The organism is Streptomyces sp. NPDC092952 (assembly GCF_044754785.1).
Lineage (GTDB): Bacteria > Actinomycetota > Actinomycetes > Streptomycetales > Streptomycetaceae > Streptomyces.
In genome coordinates this window covers 346,264-368,037 of sequence record NZ_JBIVPT010000005.1, presented here as the reverse complement: position 1 = coordinate 368,037, position 21,774 = coordinate 346,264, and the positions used below count along the sequence as shown (strand labels likewise).

The 21,774-nt window shown below is 73.4% G+C and carries 15 protein-coding genes and 1 pseudogene; 9 read left to right on the top strand and 7 right to left on the bottom strand.

The genetic code is table 11. The features are described 5' to 3' along the window. Window positions 1-133 precede the first annotated feature (133 nt). Window positions 134-910: a S1 family peptidase gene (locus ACIQGQ_RS15665; protein ID WP_402395577.1), complete on the bottom strand. Its 777-nt coding sequence runs from the start codon at window positions 908-910 to the stop codon at window positions 134-136. A 272-nt stretch (window positions 911-1,182) separates the two neighbouring features. Here ACIQGQ_RS15665 and ACIQGQ_RS15660 point away from each other — a divergent pair, with 272 nt between their 5' ends. Beyond that, complete coding sequence (locus ACIQGQ_RS15660; RefSeq protein WP_402395574.1) at window positions 1,183-2,094, top strand: hypothetical protein; 912 nt, start codon at window positions 1,183-1,185, stop codon at window positions 2,092-2,094. An 80-nt stretch (window positions 2,095-2,174) separates the two neighbouring features. Here ACIQGQ_RS15660 and ACIQGQ_RS15655 read toward each other — a convergent pair whose 3' ends face one another. From ACIQGQ_RS15655 to ACIQGQ_RS15645, 3 genes are all read right to left on the bottom strand, one after another. Then, the gene (locus tag ACIQGQ_RS15655) at window positions 2,175-3,854 is read right to left on the bottom strand and encodes a DEAD/DEAH box helicase (protein ID WP_402395571.1); all 1,680 of its coding nucleotides are present in this window, start codon (window positions 3,852-3,854) and stop codon (window positions 2,175-2,177) included. 190 nt (window positions 3,855-4,044) lie between these two features. Next, window positions 4,045-4,248, bottom strand: coding sequence for a cold-shock protein (locus ACIQGQ_RS15650; RefSeq protein WP_352274958.1), 204 nt, complete (start codon window positions 4,246-4,248; stop codon window positions 4,045-4,047). Between the two features lie 218 nt (window positions 4,249-4,466). Further along, complete coding sequence (locus tag ACIQGQ_RS15645) at window positions 4,467-5,093, bottom strand: TetR/AcrR family transcriptional regulator (protein ID WP_402395569.1); 627 nt, start codon at window positions 5,091-5,093, stop codon at window positions 4,467-4,469. A gap of 149 nt (window positions 5,094-5,242) precedes the next feature. Between ACIQGQ_RS15645 and ACIQGQ_RS15640 the strand changes: the two genes are divergently transcribed. Beyond that, window positions 5,243-6,172 (top strand): rhomboid family intramembrane serine protease, encoded by a 930-nt coding sequence (locus ACIQGQ_RS15640; RefSeq protein WP_402395567.1) that lies wholly within the window; start codon window positions 5,243-5,245, stop codon window positions 6,170-6,172. A 145-nt stretch (window positions 6,173-6,317) separates the two neighbouring features. Here the strand turns inward: ACIQGQ_RS15640 and ACIQGQ_RS15635 are convergent, their stop codons facing one another. From ACIQGQ_RS15635 to ACIQGQ_RS15625, 3 genes are all read right to left on the bottom strand, one after another. Then, window positions 6,318-7,778 carry a glutamate synthase subunit beta gene (locus ACIQGQ_RS15635; RefSeq protein WP_352274955.1) on the bottom strand — a complete coding sequence of 487 codons (1,461 nt, stop codon included), beginning with the start codon at window positions 7,776-7,778 and terminating at the stop codon, window positions 6,318-6,320. Beyond that, window positions 7,771-12,363 (bottom strand): glutamate synthase large subunit, encoded by a 4,593-nt coding sequence (gene gltB / locus ACIQGQ_RS15630; RefSeq protein WP_402395564.1) that lies wholly within the window; start codon window positions 12,361-12,363, stop codon window positions 7,771-7,773. Before gltB ends, ACIQGQ_RS15635 begins: the two co-directional genes overlap by 8 nt. A 496-nt stretch (window positions 12,364-12,859) precedes the next feature. Continuing rightward, complete coding sequence (locus ACIQGQ_RS15625) at window positions 12,860-13,594, bottom strand: VIT1/CCC1 transporter family protein (RefSeq protein WP_402395562.1); 735 nt, start codon at window positions 13,592-13,594, stop codon at window positions 12,860-12,862. 266 nt (window positions 13,595-13,860) lie between these two features. On the opposite strand from ACIQGQ_RS15625, the pseudogene ACIQGQ_RS15620 reads away from it, so the two are divergent. From ACIQGQ_RS15620 to ACIQGQ_RS15590, 7 genes and pseudogenes are all read left to right on the top strand, one after another. Beyond that, a pseudogene (locus tag ACIQGQ_RS15620) lies at window positions 13,861-14,889 on the top strand (ADP-ribosylglycohydrolase family protein); the annotation flags it as partial. Window positions 14,890-14,901: 12 nt separating this feature from the next. Beyond that, entirely contained in the window at window positions 14,902-16,350 is a 1,449-nt protein-coding gene (locus tag ACIQGQ_RS15615) for an ADP-ribosylglycohydrolase family protein (protein ID WP_402396029.1), read from the top strand. Next, a complete protein-coding gene (locus ACIQGQ_RS15610; RefSeq protein WP_402395559.1) occupies window positions 16,292-17,479 on the top strand; it encodes an ADP-ribosylglycohydrolase family protein in 1,188 nt (395 codons plus the stop codon). Before ACIQGQ_RS15615 ends, ACIQGQ_RS15610 begins: the two co-directional genes overlap by 59 nt. Next, window positions 17,476-18,855, top strand: coding sequence for an ADP-ribosylglycohydrolase family protein (locus ACIQGQ_RS15605; RefSeq protein WP_402395556.1), 1,380 nt, complete (start codon window positions 17,476-17,478; stop codon window positions 18,853-18,855). Before ACIQGQ_RS15610 ends, ACIQGQ_RS15605 begins: the two co-directional genes overlap by 4 nt. Beyond that, on the top strand, window positions 18,852-19,736 hold the full coding sequence (gene rbsK / locus ACIQGQ_RS15600) for a ribokinase (RefSeq protein ID WP_402395553.1): 885 nt from the start codon (window positions 18,852-18,854) through the stop codon (window positions 19,734-19,736). The genes ACIQGQ_RS15605 and rbsK overlap by 4 nt, the downstream gene beginning before the upstream one ends. Beyond that, complete coding sequence (locus tag ACIQGQ_RS15595; RefSeq protein WP_402395551.1) at window positions 19,733-20,932, top strand: CaiB/BaiF CoA transferase family protein; 1,200 nt, start codon at window positions 19,733-19,735, stop codon at window positions 20,930-20,932. Before rbsK ends, ACIQGQ_RS15595 begins: the two co-directional genes overlap by 4 nt. After that, window positions 20,929-21,732: an HpcH/HpaI aldolase/citrate lyase family protein gene (locus ACIQGQ_RS15590; protein WP_402395548.1), complete on the top strand. Its 804-nt coding sequence runs from the start codon at window positions 20,929-20,931 to the stop codon at window positions 21,730-21,732. Before ACIQGQ_RS15595 ends, ACIQGQ_RS15590 begins: the two co-directional genes overlap by 4 nt. Window positions 21,733-21,774 lie beyond the last annotated feature (42 nt).

Sequence of the window (21,774 nt, the reverse complement as noted above, 5' to 3'; positions counted from 1 at the left end):
ACGCGGCCTGGCACGCGCGCTTCCGGCGTTGCCGGAATGTCCGAGCAGCTCCGCTGCAAGGACATTCCGGCGCCTTGGAATCACACGCACCGGGCCGCGTCTGCCCATCGGCCGAAGGTCACCCGGCAGGCTCTCAGAGCGTGGCCGCCGCCGAGGCGATGTTGGCGGCGAAGGTCGAGACCTCGCTGTACACGCCGGGGTAGCCGGGCCGGGCGCAGCCGTTGCCCCAGCTGACGATGCCGACCTGGATCCAGGCTCCGGCGTTGTCCTTGCGGAACATGGGGCCGCCGGAGTCGCCCTGGCAGGTGTCCACGCCGCCGGTGGAGAGGAGTCCGGCGCAGATCTCGTCGCCGGGGACGAGATCGCCTCCGTAGGCGGCCTGGCAGTCGGCGTCGGAGACGAAGGGCACGTTGGCCTTCAGCAGGTAGCGCTGCTGGGCGCCGCCCTCGGTGGCCGCGCCCCAGCCGGCGACGGTGAAGGTGCCGTTGTTGTACGCGGTGGTGGTGGCGATCTTCAGGGTCGGCTGGTCGATGGGCTGGGCGAGCTTGATGAGCGCCCAGTCCTTGCCCGCGCCGTTGTAGCCGGGGGCCTGGAGGACCTTGGTGGACTTGACCTTGACCGCGCTGGCGGACTGGAGGTCGACGACCCCTCCGGTGACGGTGATGGAGGTGTTGTTGCCCGATCCGTCCACGCAGTGCGCGGCGGTGAGGACGATGTCCTTGGCGTAGAGGGCGCCGCCGCAGCCCATCGAGAGCCGGACCATGAACGGGAACTCGCCCTGGGCGGCGCGGGTTCCGCCGACGACCGGCTGGGGGGCCGCGGAGGCGCCGGCGGGCTGGAGGCTGAAGCCGGCGAGGACGACGGCGGCTATGACGGAACATCTCTTCACGGCACGCAGAAGCTGTTTCACGGAACTGCCTTCTTTCGTGGGGGGTGTGCCAGGTGGGGGGTGCTTGTGGGGGTGCGCTTGTGGGGAGTGCCCGTGCCCGGGCCGGGTCCCGACCGGGAGGGCGCGGTACGACACCACGCCCTGGTCATGGACCCGACAAAGGCACGCTTGGGATTATCAGGAAATGATCATGGGCTTCACAAGGATCACTTTCCGGCCAAGATCGCCCGCACCCCTGCCGCTACAGTGGAATCCGGCCGGTACGACCGGCCGATCCTCGGGAACGGGGGGACATGACGGACGGCAGCCACCGGACCATCCGCAGCCCGGTGGTCCATGGATTCCCGCATCTCACGACGGTCCGGTCCGCGATCACCGCGCTGTACCGGCGGCTCTCGTACGACGGCGTCCGCTCCTACGCCACGAGCCTCACCGCCGCCGACACCACCCTCCTCGACGGGGAGAACCTCCACCTCGGCACCCAGCGGGTGGCCCGGTCGGTCGCCCGGCACCTCCGGCTGCCGGACGCCCGGATGATCGTCTCGTTCCGCACGATGGAGCATGCCGCCGAGGTCGAACTGGCCGCCGGACCGGAGTACTTCGTCGAACTCAACGACCGGTTCCGCACCCATCGCGGGGACATCGGCGCCGCGCTCTCCCACGAGATCACCCATGTGCTGCTGCACCGGCTCGGCCTGGCGTTCCCCGGCACCCGGGACAACGAGATCCTCACCGACACCGCGGCCGCCTACCTGGGCGCCGGCTGGCTGCTGCTCGACGCCTTCCGCGAGGACGCGGTCTCCAGCCAGAAGCTCGGCTACCTCACCCCGGAGGAGTTCGGCTACGTCCTCGCCCAGCGGGCGTCGGCCTTCGACGAGGACCCGTCGCCGTGGTTCACCAGCCCGCAGGCGTACGAGGCGTTCCGCACCGGGCGGGACCGGGCGCTGCGGGACCTCCGCCGGCCCCCGCTCGCGGCGGCGGGCGGACCGGACCGCCGCCGCTACGCGAAGGCCCGGCGCCAGGCCCGGGAGCGGCCGGGCACGCCCGGGGCGCCGGACGCCCCGTACGCCTTCGAGGGGGCGCCGGACGCGCTGCGGGTCTCCTTCGGCTGCCCGGTCTGCCACCAGCGCCTCCGCCTCCCGGTGCGCGGCCGGGTCAGGGCCCGGTGCGGGCTGTGCGGGACGGTCCTGGACTGCGACACGTAGGGCGCGTCCCGGGAGTGCCGCCCTCCGGGCGGACGGCGCCACTCCCGGAACACGCCCTGGGACCGCCCCCGGGGCCCGGGCTACGCGGCCCGGCCGCCGCGTCCCTGGCCGGAGCGTCCGGCGCCCTGCGGACGCGCCCCGCCCCGGCCCCGGCCGCCGCCGGAACCCGCGGGTCGGCCGCCGCCGGAACCGGCTCCGCGGCCGCCGCCCGCGCCCGCCGTGCGGGAAGCCCCGCCCGAGCCGTTCGCGCGGGTCGCGCCGCCGGTGCCGTTCGTACGGGTCGCCCCGCCGGTGCCACGGGCCTCGCCGCCGCCCTGTCCTCCGCCGCCGCGCCGGCCGCGTCCGCCGCCGGAGCGGGTGCGCTGCTTGGGCGGGGTCGGCTGCGGGACCTCGACGACGACCGCGACGCCGGACGGCTCGCGGGCGCCGGTGATCCGGACGAGCTCCTCGTCGCCGGAGCTGACCCGGGTGGTCCGCGGGGCGATGCCCGCGTCCGCCATCAGCCGGGCCATGTCCCGCTTCTCCTCGGGCAGCACCAGGGTGACGACACTGCCGGACTCCCCCGCGCGGGCGGTGCGCCCGCCCCGGTGCAGATAGTCCTTGTGGTCGGTCGGCGGGTCCACGTTCACGACCAGGTCGAGATCGTCGACGTGGATGCCGCGGGCCGCCACGTTCGTCGCCACCAACGCGGTGACCTGGCCGTTCTTGAACTGGTCCAGGGTCCGGTTGCGCTGCGGCTGGGAACGCCCGCCGTGCAGCGCCGCGGCCCGTACGCCGCTGGCCAGCAGCCGCTTGGCGAACCGGTCGGCACCGCGCTTGGTGTCCACGAACATGATCACCCGGCCGTCCCGGGCGGCGATCCGGACGGCCACGGCCTTCTTGTCGGTCGCGTCGGCCACGTGCAGGACGTGGTGCTCCATGGTGGTGACCGCACCGGCGGACGGGTCCACGGAGTGCACGACCGGGTCGGTCAGGAACATCGTGACCAGCCGGTCGATGTTCTTGTCGAGCGTGGCCGAGAACAGCATCCGCTGACCGCCCGGCTCGACCTGCTTCAGCAACCCGACGACCTGCGGCATGAAGCCCATGTCGGCCATCTGGTCGGCCTCGTCGAGAACGGTGATCGCGACCCGGTCCAGCTCGCAGTCGCCCCGCTCGATGAGGTCCTTCAGCCGGCCGGGCGTGGCGACGAGCACCTCGGCGCCCCGGCGCAGCGCGGCGGACTGCCGGGTGATCGACATGCCGCCGACGACCGTGGTCAGCCGCAGCCGCAGGGCGGCCGCGTACGGCGTCAGCGCGTCGGTGACCTGCTGGGCCAGCTCACGGGTGGGGACGAGGACGAGGGCCAGCGGGGCCTTGGGCTCGGCACGCCGCCCGGCGGTGCGGGCCAGCAGCGCGAGGCCGAAGGCGAGGGTCTTGCCGGAGCCGGTGCGGCCCCGGCCGAGGATGTCCCGGCCGGCCAGCGAGTTCGGCAGGGTGGCGCCCTGGATCGGGAACGGCTCGGTGACGCCCTGCGCGGCGAGGGTCTTCAGCAGGGCTTCGTCCATGTCCAGCTCGGCGAACGCCTCCACGGCGGGCAGGGCGGGGGTCACGGTCTCCGGAAGGGCGAACTCGCCCTGCGGCGGTGTGGCCCTGCGACGGGACGACGCCTTGCCGGATCCCTTGCCGGAACCCTTGGCGGTCGCCCTGTCCGGGGCCGTGCCGCGCCCCCTCGACGAGCGGGTGCGGGCGGGCCGGTCCGGGCGTTCGGAGCGGGTCATACGGAATTGCCCTCCTGGGGGATTCCTGAGGAGTTCCGGGGTGTCCGGTGGATTTCCTCGGAACTGCGTGGGACTGCTGGGGGTGCCGGTACCGGCGGTTCGGCCCGGTAGGGGCCCCGGGACAGCACAAGCCGGGGCCCGCACCTTCGTGGTGCGGGCCCCGGCTGCGAGGTACGCGTCCGGCGGCTGATCAGGCCGGGACGATGTTCTCCGCCTGCGGGCCCTTCTGGCCCTGCGTGACGTCGAAGCTGACCTTCTGGCCCTCGACGAGCTCGCGGAAGCCCTGGGTCGCGATGTTGGAGTAGTGGGCGAAGACGTCGGCGCCGCCGCCGTCCTGCTCGATGAAGCCGTAGCCCTTTTCAGAGTTGAACCACTTCACGGTTCCGGTGGCCATGTTGTTCTCCTTACGAGGTGCAGTGCCGGAATTCCGCACTTTACGAATTCCGAGTCGCCGCATTGAGCCCCATCCGGAGAAAGCCGGAAAACAATAATGCGCCTGACGAAGCATTCCCGTCAGGCGCACCAAAAGTTCATGGGTACCAAAACTGCAACGCCCCCACCGTAGCACGTTCCGGCGAACCGTGACGGGGACGCGCGGCGTGGCGCGCCGGGTCAGCCCTCCGGCGGGGCGGGGTCCAGGGCGATGCCGTCCAGGACCATCGAGAGGTACTGGCGGGCGATCTCCTCGGGGCTGTGCAGCCCGCCCGGCCGGTACCAGGAGGCCGCCACCCAGACGGTGTCGCGGACGAAGCGGTAGGTGAGCCGGATGTCGAGGTCGGCGCGGAAGCTGCGGTCGGCGACGCCGCGCTCCAGCGTGCCGAGCCAGGCCTTCTCGAATCTCCGCTGGGACTCCACGAGGTAGCCGAAGCGCGGCTGGGCGGCGAGGTGCCGGGCCTCCTTCTGGTAGATGGCGACGGCGGCCCGGTGCCGGTCGATCTCCCGGAAGGACTCGGTGACCAGTGCCTCGATGGTCGCCCTGGGCGGCAGCCCGGCGTCGAGCACCGCGTCGTACCCCTCCCAGAGCTCGTCGAGGAAGGTCGAGAGGATCTCGTCGATCATCGATTCCTTGGAATCGAAGTGGTAGTAGAGGCTGCCCGCGAGCATCCCGGCCGCGTCCGCGATCTTGCGGACGGTGGTGGCGTTGTATCCCTGCGCGGCGAAGACCTCCGCCGCGGTGGCGAGCAGTTCGCTCCGCCGTTCGGGTGAGGGGGTAGCCCGGGGCTTCTTCTTGGTAGGCACCCGGCCATTCTCCGCCCGTTCCCGCGCCCCCGGCCTTCCGGCCCTCCGTACGGCGTTCGCTATCTTGATCGCCGCGCCCCGATCCGCCGTGTCCTGATCCGCCGCCGCCCCACCGGCCGTTCGTGTCCGCCCTACCGAAGGAGCCCGTCGTGGAGGCCGCAGCCACCACCTGTTACCGCCATCCGTCGTACGAGACCTATGTCAGCTGCGTCCGCTGCGAGCGCTTCATATGCCCCGACTGCATGCGGGAGGCCGCCGTCGGCCACCACTGCGTGGAGTGCGTGAAGGAGGGGCAGCGGTCGGTCCGGCAGGCACGCACGGTCTTCGGGGGCGCGGTGCCCCGGTCCGCGGTGCCGATCGTCACGTACGTCCTGATGGGGCTGAACATCCTCGCCTACCTGGGCGAGGTGGTCCGGCCGGGGATCCTCGACCGGTTCGCGATGCTGGGGGCCGAGCTGGTGGGCCCGGACAAGGAGCACTACATCTACCAGCCCGGGGTCGGCTCCGTCCCCGGCTTCGACGTGATCGGGGTGGCCGGCGGCGAGTGGTACCGGCTGCTGACCGGGTCCTTCCTGCACCTGCCGCCGACCGGGGCGACCCTGGGGGCGCTGCCGTTCGGGATCCTGCACATCGTCTTCAACATGTACGCGCTGTGGAACCTGGGCCGGGTCGTCGAGCAGCAGCTGGGCCGGGCCCGCTACCTCGCGCTGTATCTGCTGTCCGCGCTGGGCGGTTCGGTGCTGGTCCATCTGATCGCGCCGTCCGACCTGACGGTGGGCGCCTCGGGCGCGATCTTCGGCCTCGGCGCGGCCTTCTACGTCATCAATCTGCGGCTGGGCCGGGACATGGCGCCGGTCAACCGGTTCATGGCGATGTTCCTGCTCTGGATGGTGATCTCGGCCGGGTTCGCCTCCTGGCAGGGCCATCTGGGCGGGCTGCTGACCGGCGGCATCGTGACCCTCGCGTACGCCTACGCCCCGGCGAACCGGCGTACCGCGTTCCAGACCGCCGCGTGCGTGGTGCTGCTCGCGGTGCTGGTGCTGCTGGTGGTGCTCAAGAACTCCGCGCTGGCGGGCTGAGGGCCTGTCGGGCGGCCTTCCGGTCGAAGGCCGCCCGACAGGCCCGGAACGCACCGCGGCGCCTGCCGAATCGTCCGGTCGGGGACGGGCAGGCGCCGCGTTCAGTTCCGTACGCCGTTGTACGGGACGTCCGGGCGGGCCGCGATCAGACCGTCAGGGCACGGTCGGTCGGGCGGATCGGGGCCGGCAGGGAGCTGGCCCCGGTCAGGTAGCGGTCCACGCCGCGTGCCGCGGAGCGGCCCTCGGCGATGGCCCACACGATGAGGGACTGGCCGCGTCCGGCGTCACCGGCGACGAAGACCCCGTCGACGTTGGTGGCGAAGTCCGCGTCACGGGCGACGTTGCCGCGTTCGTCGAGCTCCAGGCCGAACTGCTGCACCAGGCCGTTGGCCTGGTCGGTTCCGGTGAAGCCCATGGCGAGCGTGACCAGCTGGGCCGGGATGCGCCGCTCGGTGCCGGGCTTCTGCTCCAGCCTACCGTCCTTGAACTCCACCTCGATCAGGTGGAGGGCCTGGACGTCGCCGTTCTCGTCGCCCTCGAAGCGGGTGGTCGAGACGGAGTAGACGCGCTCGCCGCCCTCCTCGTGCGCGGAGGTGACCTTGTAGAGCATCGGGAAGGTCGGCCAGGGCTGGCCCGCGTTCCGCTCCTCGCCCGGCCTCGGCATGATCTCCAGCTGGGTGACGGACAGGGCGCCCTGGCGGTGGGCGGTGCCGACGCAGTCGGCACCGGTGTCGCCGCCGCCGATGACCACGACGTGCTTGCCCTCGGCGGTGATCGGGGCGACGGTCAGATCGCCCTCCTGCACCTTGTTGGCGAGCGGCAGGTACTCCATCGCGAAGTGCACGCCGTTGAGCTCGCGGCCCGGGACGGGCAGGTCGCGCGAGACCGTGGCGCCCGCGGCGACGACCACCGCGTCGTAGCGGCGGCGGAGCTTGGCGGCGTCGATGTCGCGGCCGATCTCCGTCTCGGTGCGGAACTTGGTGCCCTCCGCGCGCATCTGCTCGATGCGGCGGTTGATGTGCGACTTCTCCATCTTGAACGCGGGGATGCCGTACCGCAGGAGGCCCCCGATGCGGTCCGCGCGCTCGTAGACGGCGACGGTGTGTCCGGCCCGGGTCAGCTGCTGGGCGGCGGCGAGACCGGCCGGGCCCGAGCCGATGACGGCGACGGTCTTGCCGGAGAGCCGCTCGGGCGGGCGCGGGGTGACGTCGCCGCTGTCCCACGCCTTGTCGATGATGGAGACCTCGACGTTCTTGATGGTGACGGCCGGCTGGTTGATGCCGAGCACGCAGGCCGACTCGCACGGGGCCGGGCAGAGCCGGCCGGTGAACTCGGGGAAGTTGTTCGTGGCGTGCAGCCGCTCGGACGCCGCCGCCCAGTCCTCGCGGTAGGCGTAGTCGTTCCACTCGGGGATGAGGTTTCCGAGCGGGCAGCCGTTGTGGCAGAACGGGATGCCGCAGTCCATGCAGCGGCCGGCCTGCTTGCTGATGATCGGGAGCAGCGAGCCGGGGACGTAGACCTCGTTCCAGTCCTTGACGCGCTCGGCCACGGGGCGGGTCTCGGCGACCTCGCGCCCGGTGGTCAGGAAGCCCTTGGGGTCAGCCATGGGTCGCCGCCTCCATCATCTTCTCGGTGGTCTCCTGTTCGGAGAGACCGGCGAGCTCAGCGGCGTCCTTGGCGGCGAGCACTGCCTTGTACGTGGACGGGATGATCTTGCTGAACCGGGTCGCGGCGCGGTCCCAGTCGGCGAGCAGCTTCTCGGCGACGGTGGAGCCGGTCTCCTCGTGGTGGCGGCGCACGACGTCGTGCAGCCACTGCCGGTCGGTGGCGGAGAGCTCCTCGATCGCGCCGAGGTTCCCGGGGTTGACGTGGTCGCGGTTGAGGTCGACGACGTACGCGACGCCGCCGGACATGCCGGCCGCGAAGTTGCGTCCGGTCTCGCCGAGGACGACGGCGTGGCCGCCGGTCATGTACTCGCAGCCGTGGTCGCCCACGCCCTCGGAGACAACGGTGGCGCCGGAGTTGCGGACGCAGAACCGTTCGCCGGTGCGGCCGCGCAGGAAGAGCTCGCCGCCGGTGGCGCCGTAGGCGATGGTGTTCCCCGCGATGGTGGAGTACTCGGCGAGGTGGTCGGCGCCGCGGTCCGGGCGGACGACGATCCGGCCGCCGGAGAGGCCCTTGCCGACGTAGTCGTTGGCGTCGCCCTCCAGGCGCAGGGTGACGCCGCTGGGCACGAAGGCGCCGAAGGACTGGCCGGCGGAGCCGGTGAAGGTGATGTCGATGGTGTCCTCGGGCAGTCCGGCGCCGCCGAACCGCTTCGTCACCTCGTGGCCGAGCATGGTGCCTACGGTGCGGTTGATGTTGCGGATCGCGAGCTGGGCCCGGACCGGCTGGGCGCTCTCGGCGTCCGGTGCGCCCAGGGCGTCGGCGGCGAGCCGGATCAGCTCGTTGTCGAGGGCCTTGTCCAGGCCGTGGTCCTGTTCGACGAGCCGGTGGCGGGCGGCGCCCTCGGGCAGTTCGGGGACGTGGAAGAGCGGGGCCAGGTCGAGGCCCTGGGCCTTCCAGTGGGTGACGGCCCGGTCGGTGTCGAGGAGTTCGGCGTGGCCGACGGCCTCCTCGATCGAGCGGAAGCCGAGCCCGGCGAGGATCTCGCGGACCTCCTGGGCGATGAACTCGAAGAAGTTCACGACGTACTCGGCCTTGCCGGAGAACCGGTCGCGCAGGACGGGGTTCTGGGTGGCGATGCCGACCGGGCAGGTGTCCAGGTGGCAGACGCGCATCATGACGCAGCCGGAGACGACGAGCGGCGCGGTCGCGAAACCGAACTCCTCGGCGCCCAGCAGCGCGGCGACGACGACGTCGCGGCCGGTCTTGAGCTGGCCGTCGGTCTGGACGACGATCCGGTCGCGCAGGCCGTTGAGCAGCAGGGTCTGCTGGGTCTCGGCCAGGCCCAGTTCCCAGGGGCCGCCCGCGTGCTTCAGCGAGGTCAGCGGGGAGGCGCCGGTGCCGCCGTCGTGGCCGGAGATCAGCACGACGTCGGCGTGGGCCTTGGAGACACCGGCGGCGACGGTGCCGACGCCGACCTCGGAGACCAGCTTCACGTGGATGCGGGCGGCCGGGTTGGCGTTCTTGAGGTCGTGGATCAGCTGGGCCAGATCCTCGATGGAGTAGATGTCGTGGTGCGGCGGCGGCGAGATGAGGCCGACGCCGGGGGTGGAGTGCCGGGTCTTCGCGACCCAGGGGTAGACCTTGTGGCCGGGCAGCTGGCCGCCCTCGCCGGGCTTGGCGCCCTGCGCCATCTTGATCTGGATGTCGTCGGCGTTGACCAGGTATTCGCTGGTCACCCCGAAGCGGCCGGAGGCGACCTGCTTGATGGCCGAGCGGCGCTCGGGGTCGTACAGCCGGTCGGCGTCCTCGCCGCCCTCGCCGGTGTTGGACTTGGCGCCCAGCCGGTTCATGGCGATGGCGAGGGTCTCGTGCGCCTCGCGGGAGATCGAGCCGTACGACATGGCGCCGGTGGAGAAGCGCTTGACGATCTCGGAGACGGGCTCGACCTCGTCGACGGGGACCGGGGCGCGGTCCTGGGCGAAGCCGAAGAGGCCGCGGAGCGTCATGAGGCGCTCGGACTGCTCGTTCACCCGGTCGGTGTACTTCTTGAAGATGTCGTAGCGCCCGGTGCGGGTGGCGTGCTGGAGGCGGAAGACCGTCTCCGGGTCGAAGAGGTGCGGTTCGCCCTCGCGGCGCCACTGGTACTCGCCGCCGATCTCCAGCGCGCGGTGCGAGGCGGAGATCCCGGAGGGCGGGTACGCCTTGGCGTGCCGGGCGGCGACCTCCTGGGCGACGATGCCGAGACCGGCGCCGCCGATCTTGGTCGCGGTGCCGTGGAAGTACTTCGCGACGAATTCCTCGTCCAGGCCGACGGCCTCGAAGACCTGGGCGCCGCGGTAGGAGGCGACGGTCGAGATGCCCATCTTGGACATGACCTTCAGGACGCCCTTGCCGAGCGCGTGGATCAGGTTCCGGATGGCCGTCTCGGACTCGATGCCCTCGATGAACGTACCGGCGCGGACCAGGTCCTCGACCGACTCCATCGCGAGGTACGGGTTGACCGCGGCGGCCCCGTAGCCGATGAGCAGCGCGACGTGGTGGACCTCGCGGACGTCCCCGGCCTCGACCAGCAGGCCCACCTGGCTGCGCTGCTTGGTGCGGATGAGGTGGTGGTGGACGGCGGAGGTGAGCAGCAGCGACGGAATCGGGGCGTGCTCGGCGTCGGAGTGCCGGTCGGAGAGGACGATCAGGCGGGCGCCGTCCTCGATGGCGGTGTCGACCTCGGCGCGGATCTCCTCGATCCGCGCGGCGAGGGCCTCGCCCCCGCCGCCGACCCGGTAGAGGCCGGAGAGGGTGGCGGCCTTCATGCCCGGCATGTCGCCGTCGGCGTTGATGTGTATCAGCTTGGCGAGCTCGTCGTTGTCGATCACCGGGAACGGCAGCGTGACGGCGCGGCAGGACGCGGCGGTCGGCTCCAGCAGGTTGCCCTGCGGGCCGAGCGTGGAGCGCAGCGAGGTGACGAGTTCCTCGCGGATGGCGTCCAGCGGCGGGTTGGTGACCTGCGCGAACAGCTGGGTGAAGTAGTCGAAGAGGAGGCGGGGGCGCTCGGACAGCGCGGCGATCGGCGAGTCCGTGCCCATGGAGCCGAGCGGTTCACCGGCGGTGCGGGCCATCGGCGCGAGGATGACGCGCAGCTCCTCCTCGGTGTAGCCGAAGGTCTGCTGGCGGCGGGTGACGGAGGCGTGCGTGTGCACGATGTGCTCCCGCTCGGGGAGGTCCTCCAGCTCTATCTCGCCGGCTTCCAGCCACTGCGCGTACGGCTGCTCGGCGGCGAGGGACGCCTTGATCTCGTCGTCCTCGATGATGCGGCCCTCGGCCGTGTCGACGAGGAACATCCTGCCGGGCTGGAGGCGGCCCTTGCGGACGACCTTCACGGGGTCGATGTCCAGGACGCCGACCTCGGAGGAGAGCACCACGAGCCCGTCGTCGGTGACCCAGTAGCGGCCCGGACGCAGTCCGTTGCGGTCGAGGACCGCGCCGACCTGGACGCCGTCGGTGAAGGTGACGCAGGCGGGGCCGTCCCAGGGCTCCATCATCGCGGAGTGGTACTGGTAGAAGGCGCGCCGGGCCGGGTCCATGGCGTTCTTCGCCTCGGGGCTCTCCCACGCCTCGGGCACCATCATCAGCACCGAGTGCGGCAGTGAGCGGCCGCCGAGGTGGAGCAGCTCCAGCACCTCGTCGAAGGAGGCGGAGTCGGAGGCGTCGGGGGTGCAGATGGGGAAGATCCGGTCGAGCCGTGCCTCGTCGCCGTGTCCGCCGTCGGCGGGGCCGAACAGGTCGGTGGCGAGCTGGGACTCGCGGGCCTTCATCCAGTTGCGGTTGCCCTTGACCGTGTTGATCTCGCCGTTGTGGGCGACGAAGCGGTACGGGTGGGCGAGCGGCCAGCTCGGGAAGGTGTTGGTGGAGAACCGGGAGTGGACCAGGGCGACGGCGGTGGCCAGGCGCGGGTCGGAGAGGTCCGGGAAGAACGGCTCCAGCTGCCCGGTGGTGAGCATGCCCTTGTAGACGATCGTGCGGGCGGAGAGCGAGGGGAAGTAGACCCCGGCCTCGCGCTCGGCGCGCTTGCGCAGGACGAAGGCCCGGCGGTCCAGGGCGATGCCGCTGCTCGTGCCGTCCGCGACGAAGAGCTGGCGGAACTCGGGCATGGTGGCGCGGGCGCCCTTGCCGAGGAGGTCGGGGGTGACCGGGACCTGGCGCCAGCCGAGGACCTTGAGGCCCTCCTCGGCGGCGATCTTCTCCAGTGCGCGGACGGCCCCGGTGGAGTCGTCGGCGGGCAGGAAGGCGATTCCGGCGGCGTAGGCGCCGGCCTCGGGGAGGTCGAAGGCGGTCTCCGCGCGCAGGAAGGCGTCCGGGACCTGGAGGAGGATGCCGGCGCCGTCGCCGGAATCGGGCTCCGATCCGGTGGCACCGCGGTGTTCGAGGTTGCGGAGCACGGTCAGCGCCTGCTCGACCAGCTCGTGGCTGGCCACACCGGTCAGAGTGGCCACGAACCCGACGCCGCAGGCGTCGTGCTCGTTGCGGGGGTCGTACATCCCCTGCTGGGCGGGGCGACCGTCCATGGGCGACCAGGCGTCGATACGCATCGGCTCTCCCGTCGTCGTCGTGGCATGTGCGATGCCGAGGGACGACGTTGGCCCTCTGCGAAAGTTGATGCAGGTGTACATGATGGGGCGCTTCTCAAAAAGCGGATAGCTCGTTCCACTATGCGGACACCGGATGAGTCGGTGAGGGGGTTGTCGCAAAGGGAGGATCGGCGCCCTGGGGCCGCAGAGAGCAGGCGTCGTTGCCCGCGGTGTCTACAGCTCTTGCCCGGTGGCGAGGAAAACGAAACCGCCGGGTAATGACTACTTATACGTAGTCCTGCATGGCGACTCATTTTACGCGGGGGGAGGCCGCCCCGCCCAGAGGCGGGAAAGAAGACGTACGTCACACGACCGGCGCACGCACAACGGGGCAGACGGGTGATATCCGGGACGTACGACGGCGGGGGCGGGGTGGACGGCCCTCGGGCCCGCACACACGACGGGCGGGCGCACCCGGCCCCGGATGCGCCCGCCCGTCCGTCCCCGCCGTCGGGGCTCAGCCTCCGACGGCCACGCCGAACAGCATGCCCAGGCCGTAGGTGAGGGCCGCCGCGGCGCCGCCCAGCAGCAGCTGGCGCAGCCCGCTGAACAGCCAGCCGCGGGCCGTCACCCTGGCCACCACCGCACCGCAGGCGAACAGCCCGACCAGCGCCAGCAGCACGGCCGGCCACAGCGCGCTCGCACCGAGCAGGTACGGCAGCACGGGCAGCAGCGCCCCCAGTGCGAACGCGCCGAACGACGACACCGCGGCCACCAGCGGCGAGGGCAGATCGCCCGGGTCGATGCCCAACTCCTCACGGGCGTGTATCTCCAGGGCCTGCTCCGGGTCGCGCGACAGCTGCCGCGCCACCTCTCGGGCCAGCTCCGGCTCGACGCCCCGGGACACGTACAGCTCGGCGAGCTCCCGCTCCTCGTCCACCGGGTGCTTGCGCAACTCCCGCCGTTCCACGTCGAGTTCGGCCTCGACCAGCTCCCGCTGGGAGGCCACGGAGGTGTACTCGCCGGCCGCCATGGAGAACGCTCCGGCCGCCAGGCCCGCCAGACCGGTGATCACGATGGTCTGCTGGGAGACCGCGCCGCCCGCGACACCGGTCATCAGCGCGAGGTTGGAGACCAGGCCGTCCATGGCCCCGAACACGGCGGGCCGCAGCCAGCCTCCGTTGACGTCCCGGTGGGTGTGGTTGTCGCGGTGCGCCTCGTGCAGTACGGCGTCGGTCTCGATGATGGCCATGGATCTCCCCTTCTCCGGAAGCGGGTTCCACTCGCCCCACCCCTGCTCGACACCGTCGAAAGTACGCACGAAACACGACTCCCGCCAGCAAGGCAGGCCGTACTTACCACCGCCCCTGACCAGGTAAGTAAGCCTTTCCTCAGCTCTTCTGACGGATCATCCGACTGGCTCTTTTCTCGTGGCCCGCGGCCTCTGTCGGCGTTCGGCGTGGCACAGATGCGAGGAGGCCGGAGAACTGGCTCGGCGCGAGCGAAGGGGTCGACGCGATGGAGTTGATCACAGGGGGTCCGACGGAGCCGAGCGCGGGCCGCACACCCCGGACGGACCCCGGCGACCGGGCGCGCGGCTGCCTGCTCGGCCTCGCGGTCGGGGACGCGCTGGGGGCGCCGGCGGAGAACATGCGGCCCTCCGAGATCCGCCGCCGCTGGGGCCGGATCGAGGGCTTCGTGAGCGACGACCCCGCCGGTACGGACGACACGGAGTACACGATCTTCTCCGGGCTGCTGCTCGCCCGGCACGGTTCCGCGCTGACCGTCACGCATGTGGAGCGGGCCTGGCACCGGTGGATCGCCGATCTGGACGAAGGGCAGTTCCGCGGCGCCGGGTTCAGCGAGCGGGGCACGCTGGAGAACCTGCGCCGGGGGCTGGCCGCCCCGATCTCCGCCCAGCACCGGCATGCCTGGAGCGACGGGCTGGCGATGCGGGCGGCCCCGTTCGGGGTGTTCGCGGCGGGCCGCCCGGACGAGGCGGCGCGGCTGGTCGCGGTGGACGGGCGGGTCAGCCACGAGGGGGAGGGCATCTACGGCGGCCGGGCGGTGGCGGCCGGGGTCGCCGCCGCGATGGTGGGCACCGGGGTCGCCTCGGTGATCGCCGCCGCCCTGTCGGTCGTACCGATGGACTCCTGGACGGCGCGTTCGCTGCGGCGCGCGGTGGCGGCGGCGCAGCGCTCCTACCCCGACCGGCTCACCATGGAGCGCGCGGTGCGCTCCGCGGTGGTGATCGGCGGGTACCCGTGGACGGATCTGGCGCCCGAGGCGGTGGGGCTGGCCTTCGGCGCCTTCGCGGCGGCGCGCGGCGACTTCCGGGCGGCGGTGCTGACGGCGGTCAACATGGGCCGGGACGCGGACACCACGGCCGCGGTGGCGGGGGCCCTGGCCGGTGCCCTGCACGGGATGGCGGCGATCCCGCCGCACTGGGGGGCGGCGATCGGCCCGGTCCGGGGCAGTTGCCTGCCGACCATGCGGGGCCATCACGTCCTGGACATCGCGGAGTTGCTCACCCCGGACGAGCCCGACGAGGAACCGGCCGTGTACGCGCCCCCGAGCGGCGATCCCTTGGGTCGAACCGTCGTACGACCGGACGTACAGACCGACGAACGCTCCGTCGTACGGCCGGACGTACGGAGCGGCGCGAACCCCGACGCGGGTGCGGAGGTGCGGACCGGCGCGAGCACCGGCGTACGGACCGACACGCGGACCGGCGCGAGCACCGGCGTGCGGGCCGATACCGACTCCGCCCCCACCCCCTCCCCCGCCGCCGGGCCGCGCCACCGGCCCGGCGCCGGGCGCCGCCCACGGATCGAGGGGCTGCTGCTCGGGCTCGCCTCCGGGGACGCGGCGGGCTGGCCCGCCGCGCGGCACCGGGCGGCCCGGATGCCGGAGTGGACCCGGCGGCTCACCCGGGAGCTCGACACCTTCGCCGAGCAGAACGCCACCACCACGCTGCCCGTCCCGATCGCCCTCAACCAGCCGCCCGAGCCCCTGCGCCTGGGCCCCTCCGACGACGCCGAATGGGCGGCCTTCGCCGCCGGGACCCTCCTGGCCTCGGCGGCCGCGCCGCTGCACGGCCTCTCCCCCGGCCACCGGCTGCGGGCCGCCATCGACGTGGCCTGGAACGCGCTGGCCGCCGAGGTCGCGGCGGCCGCCGCCCGCGCCCCCGAGGTCGAGTCCGCGGTGCTCCCGCTGCGCGCCCGGATCTCGGTACGGGCCGGGCTCGGCAACCTCGCCGCCGGGCTGCGCCCGCCCGCCACCGGCCACGACAACCCGCACTACTTCGACGACGCGGCCTGCGTACGGGCCGCCGTGCTCGCCGTCGCCCACCCGGGCGACCCCGAAGCCGCCGCCGACCTCGCCGAGTTCGACGCGCGCTACACCCAGGACGGCGACGGGGTGCACGGCGCCCGCGCGACGGCGGCGGCCCTCGCCTCGGCGCTCGGCGGGGCCGACGTCGACACCGCGGTCAACGCCGCGCTGGCCCAGCTCCCCGAGGGCACCGAGATCGCCCGCAACGCCGCCCACGCCGTCCGGATCGCCCGCGACTTCGTCGGCGAGGCGGCCGGCGCCTTCGCCCTCGTCCCCGTGCTGGAGCACCAGATCGTCGACCACGTCTACAGCTACGGGATCGCCGCCGCCGAGACCGTCCCGGTCGCCCTGGCCCTCGCCACCGCGGCCCGGGGCCGGATCACCCAGGCCGTGCCCGCGGCGGCCTGCCTGTCCCGGGTCGCCGACTCCGCGCCCGCCCTGGCCGGGGCACTGACCGGGGCGCTCGGCGGGATCGGGGCCGTTCCGGGCGGCTGGCGCGAGGCCTGCCGCACCCTCGCCGGCTGTGCGCTGCCCCGGCTCGCCGGGACCGATCTCATCGAACTCGCCGGACTGCTGGCAGACCGGGAACCGGACACCTCGGGTGGACAATTCGGACATGACATCCACGATGCCCCTGCGGCCCGAGGCCGGACCCACGACACCCGCACTCGATGAACGGATCACCGGCGCGCTCGTCGGCGCCGCCGTCGGCGACGCGCTCGGCGGCCCGGTGGAGGGCCGCTCCCCCGAGCAGATCGTGGCCCGCCACGGCGGCCGGATCGACGGCATCGTGGGCCCCTGGGACGGCGGGAACTGGCGCACCGCACGCCCCATCGCCCCGTACCACAAGGGCGACGGACACGTCACCGACGACACCCTGATGACCCATGCGCTGGTACGGGTCTACGGCACCGTGCGCGACCATCTCGACGCCTACGCGGTCGCCCGCCATCTGGTCCCCGAGCTGATCTCCCGGCCCCGCTGGATCCCGGAGCTGGAGGCCGAGGCGCTGCCGCTCCAGCGGATCTTCCTCGCCGAGAAGTGGATCGTCGCCCGGCTGCACTACGGCCACGCCGACCCGCGCGAGGCGGGCAACGGGAACATCGTCAACTGCGGCGCGGCGATGTACATGGCGCCGGTCGGCCTGGTCAACGCCGCCCATCCGCAGGCCGCGTACGCCGAGGCGCTGGACGTCGCCGGGGCCCACCAGTCGAGCTACGGCCGGGAGGCGGCCGGGGTCTTCGCGGCGGCCGTCGCCGCCGCCTGCGCCCCGGGCGCGACCCCCGCGGGCATCGTCGAGACCTGTCTGTCGCTCGCCAAGGACGGCACCCGGTCGGCGATCGAGGCGGTGTGCGAAGCCGCCTCCGGGCACCACGACTTCGAGTCCGCGCTGGCCCCGCTGCGCGCCGCCGTCGCCCCCTTCGACTCGGTCGGCCCCGACTACCGCGCCCCGTCCCTCGGCGCCCGCAGACCCTCCCGGCTGCACTCGATCGAGGAGCTGCCGATCGCGCTCGGCATGCTGCTCGTTGCCGACGGCGACTACCGGCACACGGTGCTCGGCTCGGTCAACTACGGCCGGGACTGCGACTCGATCGCCACCATGAGCGGGGCCCTGGCGGGCGCGCTCGGCGGCGCACGGGCGGTCCCCGCCGACTGGGCCGCCACCGTCGCGGAGGCCAGCCGCCTCGATCTGAACGCCCCCGCACGGGACCTGGCGGCGGTCGCCCGCGAGGTGTTCGCCCGGGACACCGCCCGCCGCCGGGGCCACGAGGCGGCCTTCGCCGCACTGGCGGCGGCCCGATGACCGTACGGGTGACCTGGGTGCAGCCGGAGGACCTGGTCGGGCACGAGCTCCGGCAGGCCGCCGAGGACGGCCGGGACGCCCGCGCCGTCGCGCGCCGGTGGTACGAGGCGGGCGGCGCCCCCGCCCCGGAGCGCGCGGGCGCCTCCCCCGTACCGGCCCCGGAGCTGCGGGTCCTCGCCGAGCGACTGCTCGACGAACTCGCCCTGCTGGAATCCCCGTCGGACGAGGACGAGCCGACCGACCTGGCCGCGATCCGCGCCGCCTGCCCCGACTGGCCGGCGTCCCGTCCCGGTACCCCGCCGGTCTCCCCGGAGCGGCTGCACGCCGCCTGGCTGGGCCGGGCGGCCGGCTGTCTGCTCGGCAAGCCGGTCGAGAAGCTGCCCCTGGACGGCATCCGGGCGCTGGCCCGCGCCACCGGGAACTGGCCGCTGACCACCTGGTTCACCGCCCGCGGGCTGCCCGCCCCACTGGCCGCCGCCCACCCCTTCAACCGCCGCTCCGCGCCCTGCTCGCTGGCTGAGAACATCGACGGCATGCCGGAGGACGACGATCTCAACCACCCGCTGCTGACCCTGCTGCTGCTCCGGCGCCACGGCCCGTCCTTCACCACCGGCGACCTCGCCCGGCTCTGGCTCGACGAACTGCCGGCCGGCCGGACGTTCACTGCCGAGCGGATCGCCTACCGCAATCTGCTGGACGGCGTCGAGCCCCCGCACACCGCCCGGTACCGCAATCCGTTCCGGGAGTGGATCGGCGCGCAGATCCGGGCCGACGTGCACGGCTGGACCCACCCCGGCGACCCCGGGGCCGCGGCCGCGCAGGCCCACCGGGACGCCGTGCTCAGTCACACCGGCAACGGGGTGTACGGGGCGATGTTCACCGCCGCCGCGCTCGCCGAGGCGGCCGGGGGCGCGAGCGACGTGCACGGCTGCCTGGCCACCGGGCTGCGGGTGGTGCCCCCGCGCTCACGGTTCGCGCGCGCGGTCCACGCCGGGATCGCGGCGGCCCGGGCCCACGCCGGTACCTCCTTCGACGCGGTGGCCGACCGGCTGCACGCCGAGTACGGCGGGTACCACTGGGTGCATGTGCTGCCCAACGCCGCGCTGCTGGCCGCCGCCCTCACCCACGCCGACGGGGACTTCTCGCGCTCCGTCTGCCGTGCGGTGGAGGGCGGCTGGGACACCGATTCGAACGGGGCGACCGCCGGTTCGCTCGCCGGGCTGCTGGCCGGGTCGCCCGAACGGCTGCCGGAGCACTGGACCGCCCCGCTGAAGAACCGCCTCGCCACCTCCGTACCCGGCTTCGACGGCATCGGCTTCGACGAACTCGCCCGGCAGACCCACCGGCTCACCTCCGAGGAGACACTGTGCCCATGACCCGCATCGCGGTGCTCGGGAGCACCAATATGGACCTGGTCGCCTACACCGAACGGGCCCCCCGGCTCGGCGAGACCGTCACCGGGCGGGAGTTCCGCACCGTGCCCGGCGGCAAGGGCGCCAACCAGGCCGTGGCGGCGGCCCGCGCGGGCGGCGACGTCCTGATGATCGGCGCGGTCGGCGACGACGCGTACGGCGGCCTGCTGCGGGACAACCTGGAGCACTCGGGCGTCGACACCGATCTGCTGCACACCGCCGAGGGCCCCAGCGGCACCGCGCACATCGTGGTCGACTCCACCGGCGCCAACGCGATCGTGGTGATCCCCGGGGCCAACGGCACCGTCACCGCCCTCGGCCCCGGCGAGACGGCCGCCATCGCGGGCGCCGGGCTGCTCCTCCTCCAGCTGGAGCTGCCGCTGCCCGTCGTGGTCGAGGGCGCCCGCACCGCCCGCGCCCAGGGCGTACGGACCATCCTCACGCCCTCCCCGGCGCAGCCGCTCCCGTCCGAACTCCTCGACTGCGTCGACCTGTTGGTGCCCAACGAGCACGAGGCGGCCGAGCTCTCCGGCTTCGCGGACCCCTGGGCGGCCGCGGACCACCTCCTCGCCCGGGTCCCCGTCGTCGTCGTCACCCTGGGCGCGAAGGGCTGCCTGTACGCGGCCCGGGGCGCCGAGCCCGTCCTCTTCCCCGCCCCCGAGGTGACCGCCGTCGACACCACCGGGGCGGGCGACACCTTCGTCGGCACCCTCGCCGTGGCGCTCGCCGAGCACCGCCCCGTACCGGAGGCGCTGGCCTGGGCGGCGGCCGCCGCCGCGCTCTGCGTGCAACGGCCCGGCGCCTCGGCCTCCATGCCGTACCGCACCGAGATCGAGGCCGCATGACCACGCCCGCGCGGGCACCGCTGACCGGACTGCGGGTGCTCGACCTCGCCACGCTCTTCGCCGGACCCCTCTCCGCCACCCTGCTCGGCGACTTCGGCGCCGAAGTGATCAAGGTCGAGCACCCGCTCCGGCCGGACCCCTCGCGCGGGCACGGCCCGACGAAGGACGGCGTCGGCCTCTGGTGGAAGCTGCTGGGCCGCAACAAACGCACCATGACCCTCGACCTCTCCACGCCCGGCGGCCGGGACGTCCTGCTCAAAATGGCCGCCCGGACCGATGTGGTCGTCGAGAACTTCCGGCCCGGCACGCTGGAGCGCTGGGGTCTGGGCTGGGACGAGCTGCACGCGGCCAACCCCCGGCTGGTGCTGGTCCGGGTCACCGGCTTCGGCCAGTTCGGCCCGTACGCCCACCGCCCCGGCTTCGGCACCCTCGCCGAGGCGATGAGCGGCTTCGCCGCGATCACCGGGGAGCCGGACGGGCCGCCCACCCTGCCGCCCTTCGGGCTCGCCGACTCGATCGCGGCACTGGCCACCGCGTACGCCGTGATGGCCGCGCTCGCCGGGCGCGACCGGACCGGGCGGGGGCAGATCGTCGACATGGCGATCATCGAGCCGATCCTGACCGTGCTGGGCCCGCAGCCCCTCTGGTACGACCAGCTCGGCTACGTACAGCCGCGCACCGGCAACCGCTCCCGGAACAACGCCCCGCGCAACACGTACCGCACGTCCGACGGGCACTGGGTCGCGGTCTCCGCCTCGGCCCAGTCGGTCGCCGAGCGGGTGATGCGCCTGGTCGGCCGGGCGGAACTGATCGACGAGCCCTGGTTCGCCTCCGGCACCACCCGCGCCGAGCACGCCGACGAGCTGGACGCGGCGGTCGGCAACTGGATCGCCCGGCACACCCGCGAGGAGGCGGTCTCGGCCTTCGAGAAGGCGGAGGCGGCCATCGCCCCGATCCACGACGTCCAGGACGTCATGGAGGACCCGCAGTACCGGGCGCTGGACTCGGTCACCGAGATCGACGACCCGGAGCTGGGCCCGCTGCGGATGCAGAACGTCCTCTTCCGGCTCTCCGAGACCCCGGGCTCGATCCGCTGGGCGGGCCGGCCGCACGGCGCGGACACCGAGGAGATCCTCACCGGTCTGGGACTGGCGGCCCCGGAGATCGCCGCGCTCCGGTCGGCGGGCGTCCTGTGACCGCGGCGGTCCCGCTCACCTGGCTGTACGTCCCCGGGGACCGGCCGGAGGTGGTGCGCAAGGCCCTGGGGTCCGGGGCGGACGTCGTCATCGTGGACCTGGAGGACGCGGTGGCGCCGGAGCGCAAGGAGTACGCCCGCTCGGCCACCGTCGAGCTGCTCTCCGACCCGCCCGGGAAGCACACCGTGCCGGTCCACGTCCGGGTCCACACCGAGACGGACGTCCTCACGCTGGCCGGGCTGCCGGGGCTCGCCGCACTCCGGCTGCCCAAGATCACGCACGCGGCGTCCGTCCACCACATCGCGGCCGTGGCCCCGGGCGTCCCGCTCTGCCCGCTGCTGGAGTCGGCGCTCGCCGTCGAGCACGCCTACTCGGTCGCCGCCGCCCACCCCCAGGTGTGCGCCGTCGCGCTCGGCGAGGCGGACCTCCGCGCCGACCTGGGGGTACGGGACGACGCCGGGCTCGACTGGTCACGCAGCCGGGTGGTGGTCGCCGCCCGCGCCGCGGGGCTGGCCCCGCCCGCCCAGTCCGTCTTTCCCGACGTCCGGGACCTGGACGGGCTGTGGGCGTCCTGCGCGCACGGCCGGGCGCTGGGCTTCCTGGGGCGGGCCGCGATCCACCCCCGCCAGCTCCCGGTGATCGAGCGGGCCTTCCGCCCGACGCCCCGGGAGATCGAGGCGGCGGCGGAGATCGTGGCGGCGGCCGAGACGGACGGAGGCGCGCTGGCCCTCCCGGACGGGCGGTTCGTCGACGCGGCGGTGGTGGCCTCGGCCCGCAGGACGCTGGCGCTGGCGGGCTGAGCGGAAAGACACCTGGGGCCCGGACCGTCCGGTCCGGGCCCC

What these genes read in the sequence shown, in the direction of transcription:
- ACIQGQ_RS15605 (WP_402395556.1), top strand. Translation starts at nt 17,476, where the DNA reads ATGACCGTACGGGTGACCTGGGTGCAGCCGGAGGACCTGGTCGGGCAC.
- ACIQGQ_RS15655 (WP_402395571.1), bottom strand. Translation starts at nt 3,854, where the DNA reads ATGACCCGCTCCGAACGCCCGGACCGGCCCGCCCGCACCCGCTCGTCG.
- ACIQGQ_RS15595 (WP_402395551.1), top strand. Translation starts at nt 19,733, where the DNA reads ATGACCACGCCCGCGCGGGCACCGCTGACCGGACTGCGGGTGCTCGAC.
- rbsK (WP_402395553.1), top strand. Translation starts at nt 18,852, where the DNA reads ATGACCCGCATCGCGGTGCTCGGGAGCACCAATATGGACCTGGTCGCC.
- ACIQGQ_RS15660 (WP_402395574.1), top strand. Translation starts at nt 1,183, where the DNA reads ATGACGGACGGCAGCCACCGGACCATCCGCAGCCCGGTGGTCCATGGA.
- ACIQGQ_RS15635 (WP_352274955.1), bottom strand. Translation starts at nt 7,778, where the DNA reads ATGGCTGACCCCAAGGGCTTCCTGACCACCGGGCGCGAGGTCGCCGAG.
- gltB (WP_402395564.1), bottom strand. Translation starts at nt 12,363, where the DNA reads ATGCGTATCGACGCCTGGTCGCCCATGGACGGTCGCCCCGCCCAGCAG.
- ACIQGQ_RS15650 (WP_352274958.1), bottom strand. Translation starts at nt 4,248, where the DNA reads ATGGCCACCGGAACCGTGAAGTGGTTCAACTCTGAAAAGGGCTACGGC.
- ACIQGQ_RS15625 (WP_402395562.1), bottom strand. Translation starts at nt 13,594, where the DNA reads ATGGCCATCATCGAGACCGACGCCGTACTGCACGAGGCGCACCGCGAC.
- ACIQGQ_RS15610 (WP_402395559.1), top strand. Translation starts at nt 16,292, where the DNA reads ATGACATCCACGATGCCCCTGCGGCCCGAGGCCGGACCCACGACACCC.